The sequence below is a fragment of the Anabaena sphaerica FACHB-251 genome, from assembly GCF_014696825.1.
GTDB lineage: Bacteria > Cyanobacteriota > Cyanobacteriia > Cyanobacteriales > Nostocaceae > RDYJ01.
In genome coordinates this window covers 374,942-388,508 of sequence record NZ_JACJQU010000001.1, presented here as the reverse complement: position 1 = coordinate 388,508, position 13,567 = coordinate 374,942, and the positions used below count along the sequence as shown (strand labels likewise).

Annotated in this window: 14 protein-coding genes and 1 tRNA gene; 9 read left to right on the top strand and 6 right to left on the bottom strand. The window is 36.4% G+C overall.

Features of this window, described 5'->3' with window-relative positions; genetic code table 11:
- The first annotated feature begins 32 nt into the window (after nt 1-32).
- On the top strand, nt 33-620 hold the full coding sequence (locus H6G06_RS01615; protein ID WP_190556414.1) for a Panacea domain-containing protein: 588 nt from the start codon (nt 33-35) through the stop codon (nt 618-620).
- A complete protein-coding gene (locus H6G06_RS01610) occupies nt 592-969 on the top strand; it encodes a hypothetical protein (protein WP_190556412.1) in 378 nt (125 codons plus the stop codon). Before H6G06_RS01615 ends, H6G06_RS01610 begins: the two co-directional genes overlap by 29 nt.
- Before the next feature lie 58 nt (nt 970-1,027).
- Here the strand turns inward: H6G06_RS01610 and H6G06_RS01605 are convergent, their stop codons facing one another.
- From H6G06_RS01605 to H6G06_RS01595, 3 genes are all read right to left on the bottom strand, one after another.
- Complete coding sequence (locus tag H6G06_RS01605; RefSeq protein ID WP_190556410.1) at nt 1,028-1,639, bottom strand: hypothetical protein; 612 nt, start codon at nt 1,637-1,639, stop codon at nt 1,028-1,030.
- A 44-nt stretch (nt 1,640-1,683) separates the two neighbouring features.
- Nucleotides 1,684-2,910 carry a DUF4336 domain-containing protein gene (locus H6G06_RS01600; protein WP_190556408.1) on the bottom strand — a complete coding sequence of 409 codons (1,227 nt, stop codon included), beginning with the start codon at nt 2,908-2,910 and terminating at the stop codon, nt 1,684-1,686.
- Between the two features lie 150 nt (nt 2,911-3,060).
- A complete protein-coding gene (locus H6G06_RS01595) occupies nt 3,061-3,936 on the bottom strand; it encodes a hypothetical protein (RefSeq protein ID WP_190556405.1) in 876 nt (291 codons plus the stop codon).
- A 117-nt stretch (nt 3,937-4,053) separates the two neighbouring features.
- Between H6G06_RS01595 and H6G06_RS01590 the strand changes: the two genes are divergently transcribed.
- Nucleotides 4,054-4,278: a hypothetical protein gene (locus tag H6G06_RS01590; RefSeq protein WP_190556403.1), complete on the top strand. Its 225-nt coding sequence runs from the start codon at nt 4,054-4,056 to the stop codon at nt 4,276-4,278.
- Nucleotides 4,279-4,369: 91 nt separating this feature from the next.
- Here H6G06_RS01590 and H6G06_RS01585 read toward each other — a convergent pair whose 3' ends face one another.
- The 3 genes from H6G06_RS01585 to H6G06_RS01575 all read right to left on the bottom strand — a co-directional run bounded on the left by H6G06_RS01585 (nt 4,370) and on the right by H6G06_RS01575 (nt 6,559).
- The gene (locus H6G06_RS01585) at nt 4,370-5,056 is read right to left on the bottom strand and encodes a DCL family protein (RefSeq protein WP_190556401.1); all 687 of its coding nucleotides are present in this window, start codon (nt 5,054-5,056) and stop codon (nt 4,370-4,372) included.
- A 109-nt stretch (nt 5,057-5,165) separates the two neighbouring features.
- A complete protein-coding gene (locus H6G06_RS01580; RefSeq protein ID WP_190556399.1) occupies nt 5,166-6,146 on the bottom strand; it encodes an aldo/keto reductase in 981 nt (326 codons plus the stop codon).
- Nucleotides 6,147-6,487: 341 nt separating this feature from the next.
- Nucleotides 6,488-6,559, bottom strand: a tRNA-Thr gene (locus tag H6G06_RS01575).
- A gap of 301 nt (nt 6,560-6,860) precedes the next feature.
- On the opposite strand from H6G06_RS01575, the gene argF reads away from it, so the two are divergent.
- The 6 genes from argF (at nt 6,861) to H6G06_RS01545 (ending at nt 13,531) form a co-directional block, all read left to right on the top strand.
- Nucleotides 6,861-7,781 carry an ornithine carbamoyltransferase gene (gene argF, locus H6G06_RS01570; RefSeq protein ID WP_190556397.1) on the top strand — a complete coding sequence of 307 codons (921 nt, stop codon included), beginning with the start codon at nt 6,861-6,863 and terminating at the stop codon, nt 7,779-7,781.
- Between the two features lie 157 nt (nt 7,782-7,938).
- On the top strand, nt 7,939-8,544 hold the full coding sequence (lexA, locus tag H6G06_RS01565) for a transcriptional repressor LexA (protein ID WP_190556395.1): 606 nt from the start codon (nt 7,939-7,941) through the stop codon (nt 8,542-8,544).
- Between the two features lie 115 nt (nt 8,545-8,659).
- On the top strand, nt 8,660-10,141 hold the full coding sequence (locus H6G06_RS01560; protein ID WP_190556393.1) for a DNA phosphorothioation system restriction enzyme: 1,482 nt from the start codon (nt 8,660-8,662) through the stop codon (nt 10,139-10,141).
- A 374-nt stretch (nt 10,142-10,515) separates the two neighbouring features.
- Nucleotides 10,516-10,689, top strand: coding sequence for a hypothetical protein (locus H6G06_RS01555; protein ID WP_190556391.1), 174 nt, complete (start codon nt 10,516-10,518; stop codon nt 10,687-10,689).
- Nucleotides 10,686-12,752: an AAA family ATPase gene (locus H6G06_RS01550; protein WP_190556389.1), complete on the top strand. Its 2,067-nt coding sequence runs from the start codon at nt 10,686-10,688 to the stop codon at nt 12,750-12,752. Before H6G06_RS01555 ends, H6G06_RS01550 begins: the two co-directional genes overlap by 4 nt.
- Before the next feature lie 137 nt (nt 12,753-12,889).
- On the top strand, nt 12,890-13,531 hold the full coding sequence (locus H6G06_RS01545) for a Uma2 family endonuclease (RefSeq protein ID WP_190556387.1): 642 nt from the start codon (nt 12,890-12,892) through the stop codon (nt 13,529-13,531).
- Nucleotides 13,532-13,567 lie beyond the last annotated feature (36 nt).

The window sequence follows — 13,567 nt, the reverse complement described above, 5'->3', positions numbered from 1 at the left end:
GTGTTCATTCTATTTTGATTTGCGAGTCTAAAATGATTGATTGTCTCAATGTAGCTCGCTACTTTATTGCGAGAGCTTATGAAGACAGTATAGAAGCAGAAATGACGAATATGAAAGTTCAAAAGCTTCTGTATTATTCACAAAGCTTACATTTGGCGATGTACGATGAACCATTATTTGAAGAGGAAATTCAAGCATGGCGATACGGTCCTGTGTGTCCTCCTGCTTATAGACTTTACAGTGAATTTGAAGCTAATCAATTACCTATTCCTAATCAAGAATCATTTTTACAGATTCCTGATGATAAGAAACAACTTCTTGAAGAAGTTTGGCAATATTTTGGAGGTTATCACGCCTATAGACTTAGTGATATGACTCATTTGGAGTTTCCTTGGAAAAAAGCTCGCAAGGGTTTACAACCTCAAGCAAGTTCAACTGAACCAATTTTGCTGGAGGATTTGAAAGCATTAGGTCATCAGAAATTAGACTTAATAGAACGTGATCATCCTGCATATCAAAGTGTAATGTCTGAAGTTTTGAAAGAAGCTTGTACTTCGGAATCAAAAACTAGAATTAAGAAAGGAGAAGTGCGTGACTGGCTTAACTCCCTTCTCGATTGAAGAATCCGATAATTTCAAGCGTTCTTTCAAAAAACTGAGAAAAGTTCACGGTGATGCTTTTGTTGAATTTATTGTAGAAGTATTGGAAGATTTAATTGTTGAACAGTATCCTCCAAATTCACGCCAAGAACCTTTACCTGGTAAGATTGATTTACCAGAAGGATGGACGTTTCATAAACTAGAATTGAGGTTTGCTAAAGGTGCTTCTGGACAAATTCGACTGATGTATTTAGTCAATTCAGAACTTTGTGTAATCAAGCCTGTGTGGATTTATAGTCATGAGCAGTTTACAAAACGTCCTGCTGATGCAGATTTAAAGAGCGTGATTAGGGAAATATTAGATTATTAATTTCGATGTTTTTACTTACATTTAAGTTTATCCGTAGATGAGAGCATTTTTTCCCTAATTAATTTGAGATATTTTCAAGAATTGCATAAGCCTCCTGAGCAATATCAGTTTCTATATTCAATCCGCAGTCAATTACTTCCAACTCATCTAAAAGACTATCCATTGTACTAACTAGCGATGATAAATTCACAACTTGATTAGGTTTAGTTGAATATTGACCTTCTTTATTAATTGGATATCTATAAGCAAATGAATTGTTATCAATTTCTGAAAACTCTTCTGAAATATGCACCACTTTTATTAACAGTTTACGAAGTGTCTCATCTTCAGGAAATGCACTTGTTAACACTTTATAGGCATTTTGTGACAAATCATTCAAGTCATGGGTATTATAAAGTTTGTTATCAATTCTTTCTATACCCTTGAAAAAGAGCAGTTTTGCTACTCGATAAATAATATTCTTTAGGTGTAGTTCTAGCGCATGACGGTAGAGAAAAACAACGGGATATGCTTTGTAATCAGGAAAATCGCCACATTCAATTAGTTCTTTAGCCACCGAATTGGCAGCAAACCTATAGCCTTGGGCAAAAACACCGAAATGATATCTGGGTGTACGCACCCATGAAATTGAAAAGCTAGTGGAGTCATTATCAGCATTATAAAAAGCCATGAATAACCTCAAAAATAGACAAAATTTAATTAATATATTTTATCCTACACCCTATCCCTCGCAGGTGGCACAATTTTAAACCTATTCAACCCCTGATCAATATCTCTTAAAACCTGAAAATCATCCTCCGGTAAAGGATAACTATTACTATTAACTAAACCCCCACTGGGATATTTTTCCAAAAAAGAAAATGCTTTTCTAAATTGCTGCGGTTCCGCTTTAATAGGTGCATCAAAATGACAGGGAATTATCCATTGAAAATCCCATTGTGCAACTCTATTAGCCCAGTTAATTGTTTCCTGCGGTGCGCGATTTAATATTAAACTCTGTAAAACCGGCGCTACAAATATCCGTCCATCTCCTCTTAATGCTTCATAAGACCTTTCCCAGTCTTGTCGCCATTGGAAGGGGAAAAAGCCAAAATATGTTTTTAGGCTGCGTTCTGGGGCTTTCCAGGCATCGGTAAATACATCTTTCCACTTGGGTACTTCCAGCACACTGGGCTGAAAGTAAAAAGCAAATAAAGTTATACGTTGCCATCCTTTAAGACGGTTTTCTGCTGTATCGGCTACGATATCATAAGCTTTATCTTTTGCGTGGTACAGCAAGGGGTAGGGGTCGAGTTGGACGATCGCTGGTGGTTCTGCTGGTACAGAAACTATGGTATCTGTAACTAAGAGAGTGTGCGATCGCTGGTGGAAAAAAGCCACCTCTGCAAACTTACCAGGACCTAAATCAATGGGTCCAAGTATGGCATAATCAAACTCATCAGCAAAAGGCGTTTTTTGACTATCTTCCGGTAATACCTGCGTGCGGGTTCCTGGTAAACCCAACCAACTCAAAGGTAAATTTACGGGAAAACTCCATTGTTCCGGTGCTACAAATACCTGTGCATTGGGAAAGCATCGCGCAAAGGGACCGACAAAAACCTTATGTTCTATTCCCGATATCGTTGGCAAAATTATATACTTAACTTCACCGTGTTCTGCTACCAACTCATTTACTAACCGGATACATTCTCCTGTTGGTGCGACAGGTGCATAAACCAGCAAACCGCCATTTTCTAACTTTACCACCGTCATGCGGATGGGTACAACTACATAGAAAACTCCCTGCATCTGGTCAAATGTCCAGATAGTATCCTTTACTACCTCTTTGCGGATAGTGCGACGTTTACCGTAGGGATAAAGGGGGACAACAGGCCAGAACTTCCATAAATAGTCCTGGGAGTTGACATTTTCTACATTGATTGTACCTTCACCTTGAGTCACTTTGCGATCGCTCCCAATACGCAATATTCTATAAATATTTCATAACTTTGGAGTTTAGCAAATTATGGGGATGATGAACATAAGATACCCGAATTCTTGAAGAAGTCGGGTATCTGAAATTAATGTCATCAACTTTTATTCTCTTCCATGTCATATTCCAGCTTGAGTTAATACTTCACTAAAATCATCAACTAAATCTAACAATTCAGCCCATTCTACTAAATAAGCATAATCCAAATTTTCTGATTGTAACTTGATTATCCCCAACACATCACGCCATTGTTTTTCTGATTTACTTCCCTTACCCCAGCGCAGTTTTTGTAAAATAATATCTTCTACTGAAGCTATCCAAAAAGTAGGTATTCCATCTAAATCAACTAATAATCTCCGATTCATTTGTGATATAGCGAAAGGTGAATTATCTGTAATATAGATATCAGCATTAGCAATAGTTTCTGTATGGGTAATATTCAACATATTTCCATAACCACTTTGCAAATCTTCTACCGCACCTGCTGGACAATAATATCCAGATGTTTCTAAAGCTTTTACCAATAAATCTATTTGATTTTGATTAATTTCTATAACCAAATCTAAATCACGAGTAGAACGAGGTTCGCCATGAATAGAACTCGCAACACCACCACTTACATAGTAAGAAATATTAATTGATTCAAAAATTTGATGTAATTCACCTGCTAAAGAAATTGAATCTTGAATCCACATATTTTCATTAATACCTTTTGGTTGAAAATCAGGAGTAAATTTTTCTCCCAGCACAGCACGAGTGAAGATATCACGAATTTCCTGGATAGTGAAATTTCGATGTCGTGATTTAATTCCTACAAGACATAGTTTTTTTACGCCTTTTTCATGGGAGATAAACATTTCTAGGCGTTGTTTTAATGTTAGGTTTCGTAATCTATTAAATAAGTAAACATCAGCTTCTATGTTTGTATCTTGACTTTGGGGTTGATAGTTAAATTTGGTAATTTTTGGGAAATATAATCTTGGTTTTTCTCGCATAGTTTATGGGTTGGGGGTATTATAAAGTTTTATTAAAGATTATTAGTAAGATTATAAAAAACTCATTTGAATACCCAAATAGATTAAAATGGATTAGGATTTACGAGGATAAAAATTATGACCAACAAGGAATTACTACTACAAGAAATTGATTCAATGTCAGAAATAAAACTTATTGAAACACTGAATATTGTCCGAACGATTAAACAAAAACAGTCTAAATCTCCTCATTGTCCAGGATTAGGAAAATCTATTTTTCGTCATGCTGGAAAGTGGGTTGGTGATGATCTTAAAGAATGTTTAGAAATAGTAGAATCTTCTCGTGGGTTGGCGGAATTTTAATGAAGTGATATATAATGCTCCCTATAAAATCAGTATTAATTAACGCTAATCATCAGTTATATTCTGCACTTCTGATATTTTACATATAAATCTAATGTGGATTAGTCTTCACATGACTAAGATTAGCTAATGGACTAATCACCCTGAGATTTGCATGAGTATTATGATAATTTATCCACGATAATGCCAAAGATTTATCAGCTATTTCGTCTTGATATTTATTATCTGTTTGTTCATCCTTTAATTCCAGTTGGTCTATATTAATATTATATTCATGAATAAATCTTTCAAACAGTGATTCAAATGTATCTGGTGGTTGATGGTCTACATGAGAATTAGTAAAACTAATTGCTTCTCCTGTTATTTCACAAATAGATACACCACCACAAACTTGAAAAAAATTGTCTTTAAATTCTAAAATATGTGGTTCTACTAAAGCTCTTAATGCACGTTTTACCTTTTGAATTTTAGATGTCTGTTTCAAACACTCTGTCCAACTAAAATCAGTTTCAGTTTTATCCCGTCTAATGATGTAGAAAGTTCTCGTTTGCCGATAAACTGGATTTTGGTTTATGTACATTGCAACTACACCACAACCAATCTTGGTTTGATAATATGGATGATTTTTCAATAAATCCAACATAAATGTATAATCTTCATTATTAAGATATTCTCCATTCTTATACTTATTGACAATATCTTCTCTGATTCTTTTCTCAAGTTCTTTTTTGGTTGTGAACACTGAACCATTAACGATATAAGTTTGGCGTTTACCCATAATTAATACCCTATGTATTTTTCCACAATTTTAAAACCGAATAGTTCAGTAAATTTCGTATCTATCCAAAAGATAACATTAATCTTCCTTTTTTACTTACCTAATTCTTTCACTTTGTCTGAAAAATATTCTGCACCATCTTCTTCTCAGACTTAGCCGCAGCACTATCTAATTCTGTAACTTCCCCATCACTCAACAACCAACCTAAAGCACTTATATTTTGCTGTGCTTGTTCCAGACTTTTCGCCCCAGGAATAGGAATTGCACCTTTACAAATACACCAATTAATAGCAACCTGTGACATAGTTTTATTTCTCTGTTCTGCTATTTCTTTTAATGTTCCTAAAACTCCCTTAATCCCTGGTAAGATTTGTTTAAATAAAAAACCCCTTACACCTTTAGGAAATTTGCCATTTTCTGCAAACTTACCTGTTAATAAACCCAAAGCTAAAGGACTATAAGCAATTAATTTAATTCCCAAATCATCACATACATCTTTTAAACCTAATTCCGTGACTGGATAGGTAGATAATAAGGAATATTGCACCTGCAAAGTTTTAATCGGTATTCCCCTTTCCTGAAATTTTTTATGTACCCACAATAATCTTTTTGTACCGTAATTAGATAAACCTACACCTTTAACTAAACCTTGTGCATATAAATCAGCTAAACCATCTAATAAACCTACTTCTTGCCAAGGTGCATAATTAGCTGTTGACCAGTGCATCTGCACTAAATCAACGTTTTTCCCTAATCTTTTAGCAGAAGCATTACAAGCAGAAATAATTGATTTTCTTGTCCATCTCCAAGGATAAGCGGCCAGCTTAGTAGCAATACAAATATTATTTTGATTTAATCCTTGATATTCTTTAGCAAACTTTCCTAAAAGTGACTCACTACGTCCATTTAATCTTCCTGTACCATAAGAATCTCCAGTATCAAACAGAGTGACACCATTACTCACACAGAGGTTAAATACCTGTTGTAGTTGGTCATCCATGCTTTCATTGTATCCCCAAAGCAGTTGGTTTCCCCATGCCCAAGTTCCACATCCCATACTCGGTAAGGATAATGTTTGGTTAGTTTGCATATTGCTTTCCTATAAACAGTATGATGTTCTACCAATTTAATATGAGTTTGCACAGAATCGTAAAATCTATGAATTTAGCCCTTTTTATCTGCGTCTATCTGCGTTTATCTACGGTTAATTTTTATTAACATCATTATTAGACCTCTCCGGAAATATGGTAGAGACGTTCCGCCGGAACGTCTCTACAAGGGTTTCAAACCACGCACATTTAATTACCGGAGATGTCTATTCTAATCAGCGGCATCTAAACTTTGTATTAGCAGTGTACCTAAAATGGATTTAGGCAGCTTAAACAATAGAATACTAACTTAATTTCTATAAGTGTTTAGTGAAGACACAAGAGCCAGCAGCGGGATTTGAACTCGCGACCTTCCGATTACAAGTCGGATGCACTACCACTGTGCTATGCTGGCGTGTTCGGTAATGATGTTTAAGACATCCACCGATTTCCAATAATATCATAAACCAGAAATTTGTCTAGTGTTTTTGACAAAAAAATTTCTTCCTTGCATCATGGTTAATTTTCAGCGCGAAGATATTTGTATAAAAAGCGAAATTGTGTATAGAAGTTGAAAATTTATCATTTATCACCAAGCTATCTGCAATCCCGTAGATCAAGGCAACAATATTTGGTACAGTTTTAAGACTGTATTCCTGTTGACGCAGCTGAGTGAAGACACAGAAAAACATCATTATTATTTACAAATCATCAGCATGGCAGCATTGATCGGACGAGATTTATTAGGTCTGGCGGATCTGAGTTCCACAGAACTGCAAGAAGTTCTAGAAATGGCAACCCTACTCAAGTCACAAAAGCTAAAGTTGCATTGTGATCAGGTGTTGGGTTTATTGTTCTCTAAGGCTTCAACTCGAACAAGAGTCAGTTTTACGGTCGCTATGTACCAACTTGGTGGACAGGTAATTGACCTTAATCCTAATGTCACACAAGTTAGTCGGGGTGAACCTATACAGGATACTGCTAGGGTATTGGATCGTTATTTGGATATCCTGGCAATTCGCACTTTTGCCCAGCGGGATTTGGAAATTTTTGCTAATTATGCCAAAATTCCGGTAATTAATGCCCTGACAGATTTAGAACATCCCTGTCAGGTATTGGCTGATTTATTAACGATTCAAGAGAGTTTTGGCACTCTGGCTGGTTTAACTCTTACCTACGTCGGAGATGGCAATAATGTGGCTAATTCCCTGATGTTGGGTTGTGCTTTGGTAGGAATGAATGTGAGGGTAGCTTTTCCTTCGGGATATGCACCAGATGCAGAAATTGTGGAAAAAGCTAGGGCTATAGCTGATGGTAAAACTGAAGTTATTCTCACCCATGATCCAGAAGCAGCAGCTAAGGGCGCACAAGTTCTTTATACTGATGTTTGGGCAAGTATGGGACAAGAAGCAGAAGCTGATAATCGGTTCCCAATTTTCCAACCCTATCAAATTTCTGAACAATTATTAAGTCTTGCCGATCCAGAGGCAATTGTTTTACACTGTTTACCAGCCCATCGTGGTGAAGAAATTACCGATGAAGTAATCGAAGGTTCTCAATCAAAAGTTTGGGATCAGGCAGAGAATCGATTACACGCTCAAAAAGCTTTACTGGCAAGCATTTTAGGGGCAAAATAAAGGTATTGGTGATTGGTAATGGCTAATGAGTCAGATAAATAACAATTAACAATTACCAATTACCAATTACCATGAATATTTATCTAAATCTTGTTAAGGGAAGATTTTTGTAGTACAAATGCTCTAGGGACATTTGTAATTACTTCCCCACAAAATCATGGAAAGACTAACAGAAGCTCAACAAGAATTATACGAATGGTTGGCAGAATATATAAGAATCAATCAGCATTCGCCTTCTATTCGCCAAATGATGCAAGGGATGAATCTGAAGTCACCAGCACCTATTCAAAGCCGCTTGGAACATTTACGCAATAAGGGATATATTGAGTGGATTGAAGGTAAGGCGCGAACGATTCGGGTTTTGCGTGCTGTTAAACAAGGTGTACCGATTTTAGGCACTATCGCTGCTGGTGGTTTAATTGAACCTTTTACCGATGCGGTTGAACATTTAGACTTAGCTAATTTATCTCTACCTCCCCAAAGCTATGCTTTGCGGGTAGCTGGTGATAGCATGATTGAAGATTTAATTGCTGATGGTGATGTGGTGTTTTTGCGTCCAGTAGCAGAACCCAATCAGTTAAAAAATGGTACGATTGTGGCCGCTAGGGTGGAAGGTCATGGTACGACGTTAAAACGTTTTTATCTTCAGGAAGATATGGTGACTCTCAAACCTGCTAATTCTAAGTATCAACCCATCGAAGTACCCGCCATGCAAGTACAGGTACAAGGTTCTTTAGTGGGTGTTTGGCGGAATTATAATTAGGGACTGGGGACTGGGGACTGGGAACTGGTAATTACCCATTACCCATTACCCATTACCCATCACCAATCACCAATCACCAATCACCAATCACCAATCACCAATCACCAGCATCATAATGTATTTAACGCGATCGCCAATAAAAAAACAACCTGCTTTTTCTCTCAAGTTGCCTTTTGTGGGAGAAAAAAAGGGCAGTTATCAAATTCAGCAATCATTACCAGGATGTCCAAAAATGCCTTTATCTCTGCAATTGCGGGGATATCAGCGTCAAGCTATTACTAGCTGGTTTGCTAATAATGGTAGGGGGACGCTAAAAATGGCTACTGGTAGTGGTAAAACTATTACTGCACTGGCGATCGCTTGCGAATTATACCAACAAATAGGGTTACAAGTCTTGTTAGTGGTGTGTCCTTACCGTCATCTTGTCAGCCAATGGGCTAGAGAATGTGATAAATTTAACTTGCAGCCAATTTTGGCTTTCGAGAATTTACGTACTTGGCAAAGTCAATTGTCAACGCAATTATATAATCTGCGTTCCGGTTCTCAAGGTTTCGTGACGGTGATCACCACTAACTTGACTTTAATTAGTGAGGGGTTTCAATCCCAACTTAAATATTTTCCCCCAAAAACTTTAATTATTGGCGATGAAGCTCATAATTTAGGCGCACCTAAGTTAGAAGCAAGTTTACCCCGCAATGTGGGTTTGCGACTGGCTTTATCTGCAACACCGGAAAGATATTTTGATGATGGGGGTACTCAATCTTTATTTGACTATTTCGGTCCTGTGTTACAACCTGAGTTTAACTTGCAGGATGCTATTAATCAAGGGGCTTTGGTACATTATTTATATTATCCGGTTCTTGTAGAATTAACGGAGATAGAAAGTATTGCTTATTTGAAATTAACCAAGAGAATTGGGCGTTCTCTTCAGTATCGAGAACGAGAAGAAGGTGATGTTGGCGATTTTGAAGATAATGAAGATATTAAATCTTTATTAATGAAACGCGCTAGATTAATAGGTGCAGCAGAAAATAAATTAACGGCTTTGCGAGAATTAATGCAAACTCGCAGGGAAACAAGCCATACTCTGTTTTATTGTAGCGATGGTTCTCAAGAAACCGGACACCGTTCATCTCTGCGTCAACTCAAAGCTGTGGCGAAAATTTTGGGCGTAGAATTGGGTTATAAAGTCAGCACCTACACCGCACACACTTCTTTACAAGAAAGGGAGATTTTAAGACAACAATTTGAAAGCGGTGAATTGCAAGGTTTAGTGGCTATTCGTTGTTTAGATGAAGGGGTGGATATTCCTGCTATTCAAACTGCGGTGATTTTATCAAGTTCGGGTAATCCTCGTCAATTTATCCAGCGTCGTGGTAGGGTGTTACGTCCCCATCCGGGTAAGGATAGAGCGACGATTTTTGATATGATTATTTTACCTCCTGATTTGGACAGGGACACTATTGAGGTGGAACGCAATTTGTTAAAAAAGGAGTTGCGGCGGTTTGTTGAATTTGCAGATTTGGCTGATAATGCTGGAGAAGCACGGATGAAATTATTGGCTTTGCAAAAACGATATGGTTTGTTGGATATTTGATTTTGGTTTCGCGCAAAGACGCAAGAAGATATTACCCTCTGGTGGGTTAGTATAGACATATCCCTTGATTTTCTTGTTTTGGGGGGGCAAAAATTGATGGTAAGGATATTGACCCGGCACTGGGGCAGCGGTATTATTCTAATATAATGGAATATTTGTAAAATTTTTAAACCAAGCTACATCCCATTATATAGCTTGATAATATTTATCCTACCATCAATAAATAGAAACCGCAACCCTTTCTAGCTGCAAAATCATAAATTTTTTCTCGATAGTTTGCATAATTTGAAGTTAAACGTAACAGTAAATTCACAGTTGTAATTACAGCGACAGAGATGGTTAAAATAGAGTAAAAGCCTATTTTTAAATCAGTCATGTCCACAGAATCAAATCTTGAAGATGTACAAGCACCAATTAACACCGCACCACCGGAAGTCAAGCAAATAATTGAGCGAGTATGTAAATTAGAAAAATCGAGATTAGCACGGAAAAGCAAAGGTGCAATTAACGATGATATTTTAACTATAGTCAAGGAAGCAGTACAATGAAATTGACTTCCATTAAACTTTGCAATTTTCGCTCTTTTTATGGTCAAACACCAGAAATTGTCATTGCTAGTGGAGACTTTCGTAACACGACAATCATTCATGGTAATAATGGTGCGGGAAAAACCAGTTTATTAAATGCTTTTACCTGGGTTTTATATGAAAAATTTACTGCTGCTTTTGCTGCGATAGAACAGTTAGTTAATAAACGCGCAATTTCCGAAGTCGAAGAAAATCAACCCGTTGAATGTTGGGTAGAAGTTGGTTGGGAACATGAAGGAACACGCTACCGAGCTAAACGTACTTGTCGAGTTTATAAAAATTCAACCACAATTGAAGCGACAAAAACGAAATTAACAATTCAATATGCTAGTGATGACGGTAAATGGGGTTTTCCGATAGAACCAGCAGAAGAAATAATCAACAATATTTTACCAGCTAGTTTACATCAATATTTCTTTTTTGATGGTGAAAGAATTGAAGAAATTGTCCGTTCTGATAAAAAGACAGAAATTGCCGAAGCAACGGAAACATTTTTAGGTGTAAAAGTCATTGAGTTAGCAATCAAACATTTAAAAGAAGCGAAGAAAAGCTTAGATAATGACTTAGCTGCTATTGGTGATGCGGAAACTAAAAAGTTATTAAATGAACAAACCAAACTAGAAACAGCAATTGAAAAAATTAACCAAAGACAAATAGAAATTAAACAAGAGTTAGAAAATCAACAGACGTTTAAAAAAGATGTCAGTAAACGTTTGATAGAATTAAGTGCAGTCAAAGAGTTACAAGAAAAACGGCAGAATTTAGAAACTCAAAAACGCACAAATCAAGAAGAACTCAAAAAGACTAAGGATGCACTCAAAAAGATTATTTCTAAACAAGCCTATACAGTTTTATTAGATGATACTAATCAAAAATTTCGGGAAATTATCACCGATTTAAAACAACGGGGAGAATTAACTTCGGGAATTTCTAAAGAATTTGTTTCTGATTTAATTCAATCTGGACGTTGTATTTGTGGTGCAGATTTAAAAGAAGGTGGACATGGACATTTTCATGTTAAATCTTTACTGAGAAAAACAGGTTCTTCTTCTGTGGAAGAAACAGCGATTAGGATGGGAGCGCAAATTGATGATATTGATAAACAAGCAAATTTATTTTGGGAAAATGTCGATAGAGAACAAGCAAGAATTAATCAGTTAAGAGAATCTATTTCTGAAGTAGAAACTGAGTTAGATAAAATTCAGGAAATTTTGCGAAAAGACCCCAATGAGGATATTAGTGGTTTGCAAAAACGGTTAGATGGAATAGAAGCAAAAATTGATGACTTAAATCGAGAACAAGGTGCAAATCAACAAGAATCTACTCACCTAAAAGCAGATATTGATGTTTTGGGGAAACAGATTTCTAAACAAAAACAGAATGAAGAAAAACAAATATTAGCACAGCGTCGGATGGTCGCAACGCAAGATGCAATTGAAAGATTAATGGAGGTGAAAAATAGACAAGAAAACCAATTTAGATTGCAGTTAGAAAAGCGAGTACAGGAAATATTTGCAGAAATTTCTGTAACTCCTTATATTCCCAAGATTACCGAAAAATATGAACTAACTTTAGTCGAAAATACCACAGGAATAGAAGCACCGGTAGCAGCTTCTACAGGAGAAAATCAAATTCTCAGTTTGTCTTTTATCGCAAGTATTATTGATAAAGTCAGAGAATGGAGTGAAAAGCGAAAAATCATGATGGTTCCTGATAGTAGCACCTTTCCTATTGTCATGGATTCACCTTTTGGCAGTTTAGATGCTAATTCTCGTCGTCACATTGCACAAACTATTCCTAAATTAGCAAATCAGTTGGTTGTTTTGGTGACAAAGACGCAATGGAGGGTGGAAGTTGAGGAGGAGATTATTGATAGAATCGGTAAGGAATATGTGCTGACTTATTATTCTTCTAAACCTGACTGTGAACAAGATTTTATTGATGTGGGTGGGGAGAAATACGCTTTGGTTAGGCAAAGTTCTAATGGTTTTGAGTATACTGAAATTGTTGAGGTGGAAAGATAGAAGATGAACGAACCACGAAGACACGAAGAACACGAAGGAAGAGAAGAAAGAAGAAGAAAGAAGAAGAGAAGAAGAAGAGAAGAAGAAGAGAAAAAGTTGATTTTTAATTATTGAAGTGGAAGGAGAGAGGTAATATCATGGTTATTGTTAATTTACCTAAGATTGATACAGATACCTGGGTAAAGGTAAGTTGGGATGAATTTCTCGAATTTGCTGATAGTTCTGATTATCAGGAGGGAAGATTTTACTTCTATCAAAATTACATGAGGGTGGAAATGTCTCCAGTTGGTTCAATTCATGGTAGCAATAACAATGTTGTTTCTAATGTTGTTAATTTATTTGCGGCCTTGAAAAATATTAAAATCAAAGGATGGGTAAATACCAGTTTTCGCAGAACAAATGAAAGTGAATGTCAACCTGATTTAGCTTTTTATATTGGTGATGCGGTGAAATTTCCACCTTTGACTAATTCACCTGTGAATATTAATGAGTTTGCAGCACCTACTTTAGTTGTAGAAATTGCTGCTTCTTCTGTTAATGATGATTTGGGTTTTAAGCGGTTGCTTTATGAAAGGTTGGGGGTAAAAGAATATTGGGTAATGGATGCTAATAATAATGATATAATTGCTTTTGAAATTATTGACGGAGGAAGTAGAAGAATTCAGGAATCCAAGGTTTTACCAGGTTTGCAAATAGAAACTGTAAAAGAAGCAATTCAACGTAGTCAAAATCAAGATGATGGAGAAGTTAATCGTTGGTTGTTGTCAATTTTTAGATGATTTATATCACGCAGAGTCGCAGAGTCGCAGAGAGAG

Excerpts from the sequence above, each read along its gene's own strand:
- H6G06_RS01615 (WP_190556414.1), top strand. The coding sequence starts at position 33 with ATGATTGATTGTCTCAATGTAGCTCGCTACTTTATTGCGAGAGCTTAT.
- H6G06_RS01605 (WP_190556410.1), bottom strand. The coding sequence starts at position 1,639 with ATGGCTTTTTATAATGCTGATAATGACTCCACTAGCTTTTCAATTTCA.
- H6G06_RS01595 (WP_190556405.1), bottom strand. The coding sequence starts at position 3,936 with ATGCGAGAAAAACCAAGATTATATTTCCCAAAAATTACCAAATTTAAC.
- H6G06_RS01590 (WP_190556403.1), top strand. The coding sequence starts at position 4,054 with ATGACCAACAAGGAATTACTACTACAAGAAATTGATTCAATGTCAGAA.
- H6G06_RS01585 (WP_190556401.1), bottom strand. The coding sequence starts at position 5,056 with ATGGGTAAACGCCAAACTTATATCGTTAATGGTTCAGTGTTCACAACC.
- H6G06_RS01580 (WP_190556399.1), bottom strand. The coding sequence starts at position 6,146 with ATGCAAACTAACCAAACATTATCCTTACCGAGTATGGGATGTGGAACT.
- argF (WP_190556397.1), top strand. The coding sequence starts at position 6,861 with ATGGCAGCATTGATCGGACGAGATTTATTAGGTCTGGCGGATCTGAGT.
- lexA (WP_190556395.1), top strand. The coding sequence starts at position 7,939 with ATGGAAAGACTAACAGAAGCTCAACAAGAATTATACGAATGGTTGGCA.
- H6G06_RS01560 (WP_190556393.1), top strand. The coding sequence starts at position 8,660 with ATGTATTTAACGCGATCGCCAATAAAAAAACAACCTGCTTTTTCTCTC.
- H6G06_RS01555 (WP_190556391.1), top strand. The coding sequence starts at position 10,516 with ATGTCCACAGAATCAAATCTTGAAGATGTACAAGCACCAATTAACACC.
- H6G06_RS01550 (WP_190556389.1), top strand. The coding sequence starts at position 10,686 with ATGAAATTGACTTCCATTAAACTTTGCAATTTTCGCTCTTTTTATGGT.
- H6G06_RS01545 (WP_190556387.1), top strand. The coding sequence starts at position 12,890 with ATGGTTATTGTTAATTTACCTAAGATTGATACAGATACCTGGGTAAAG.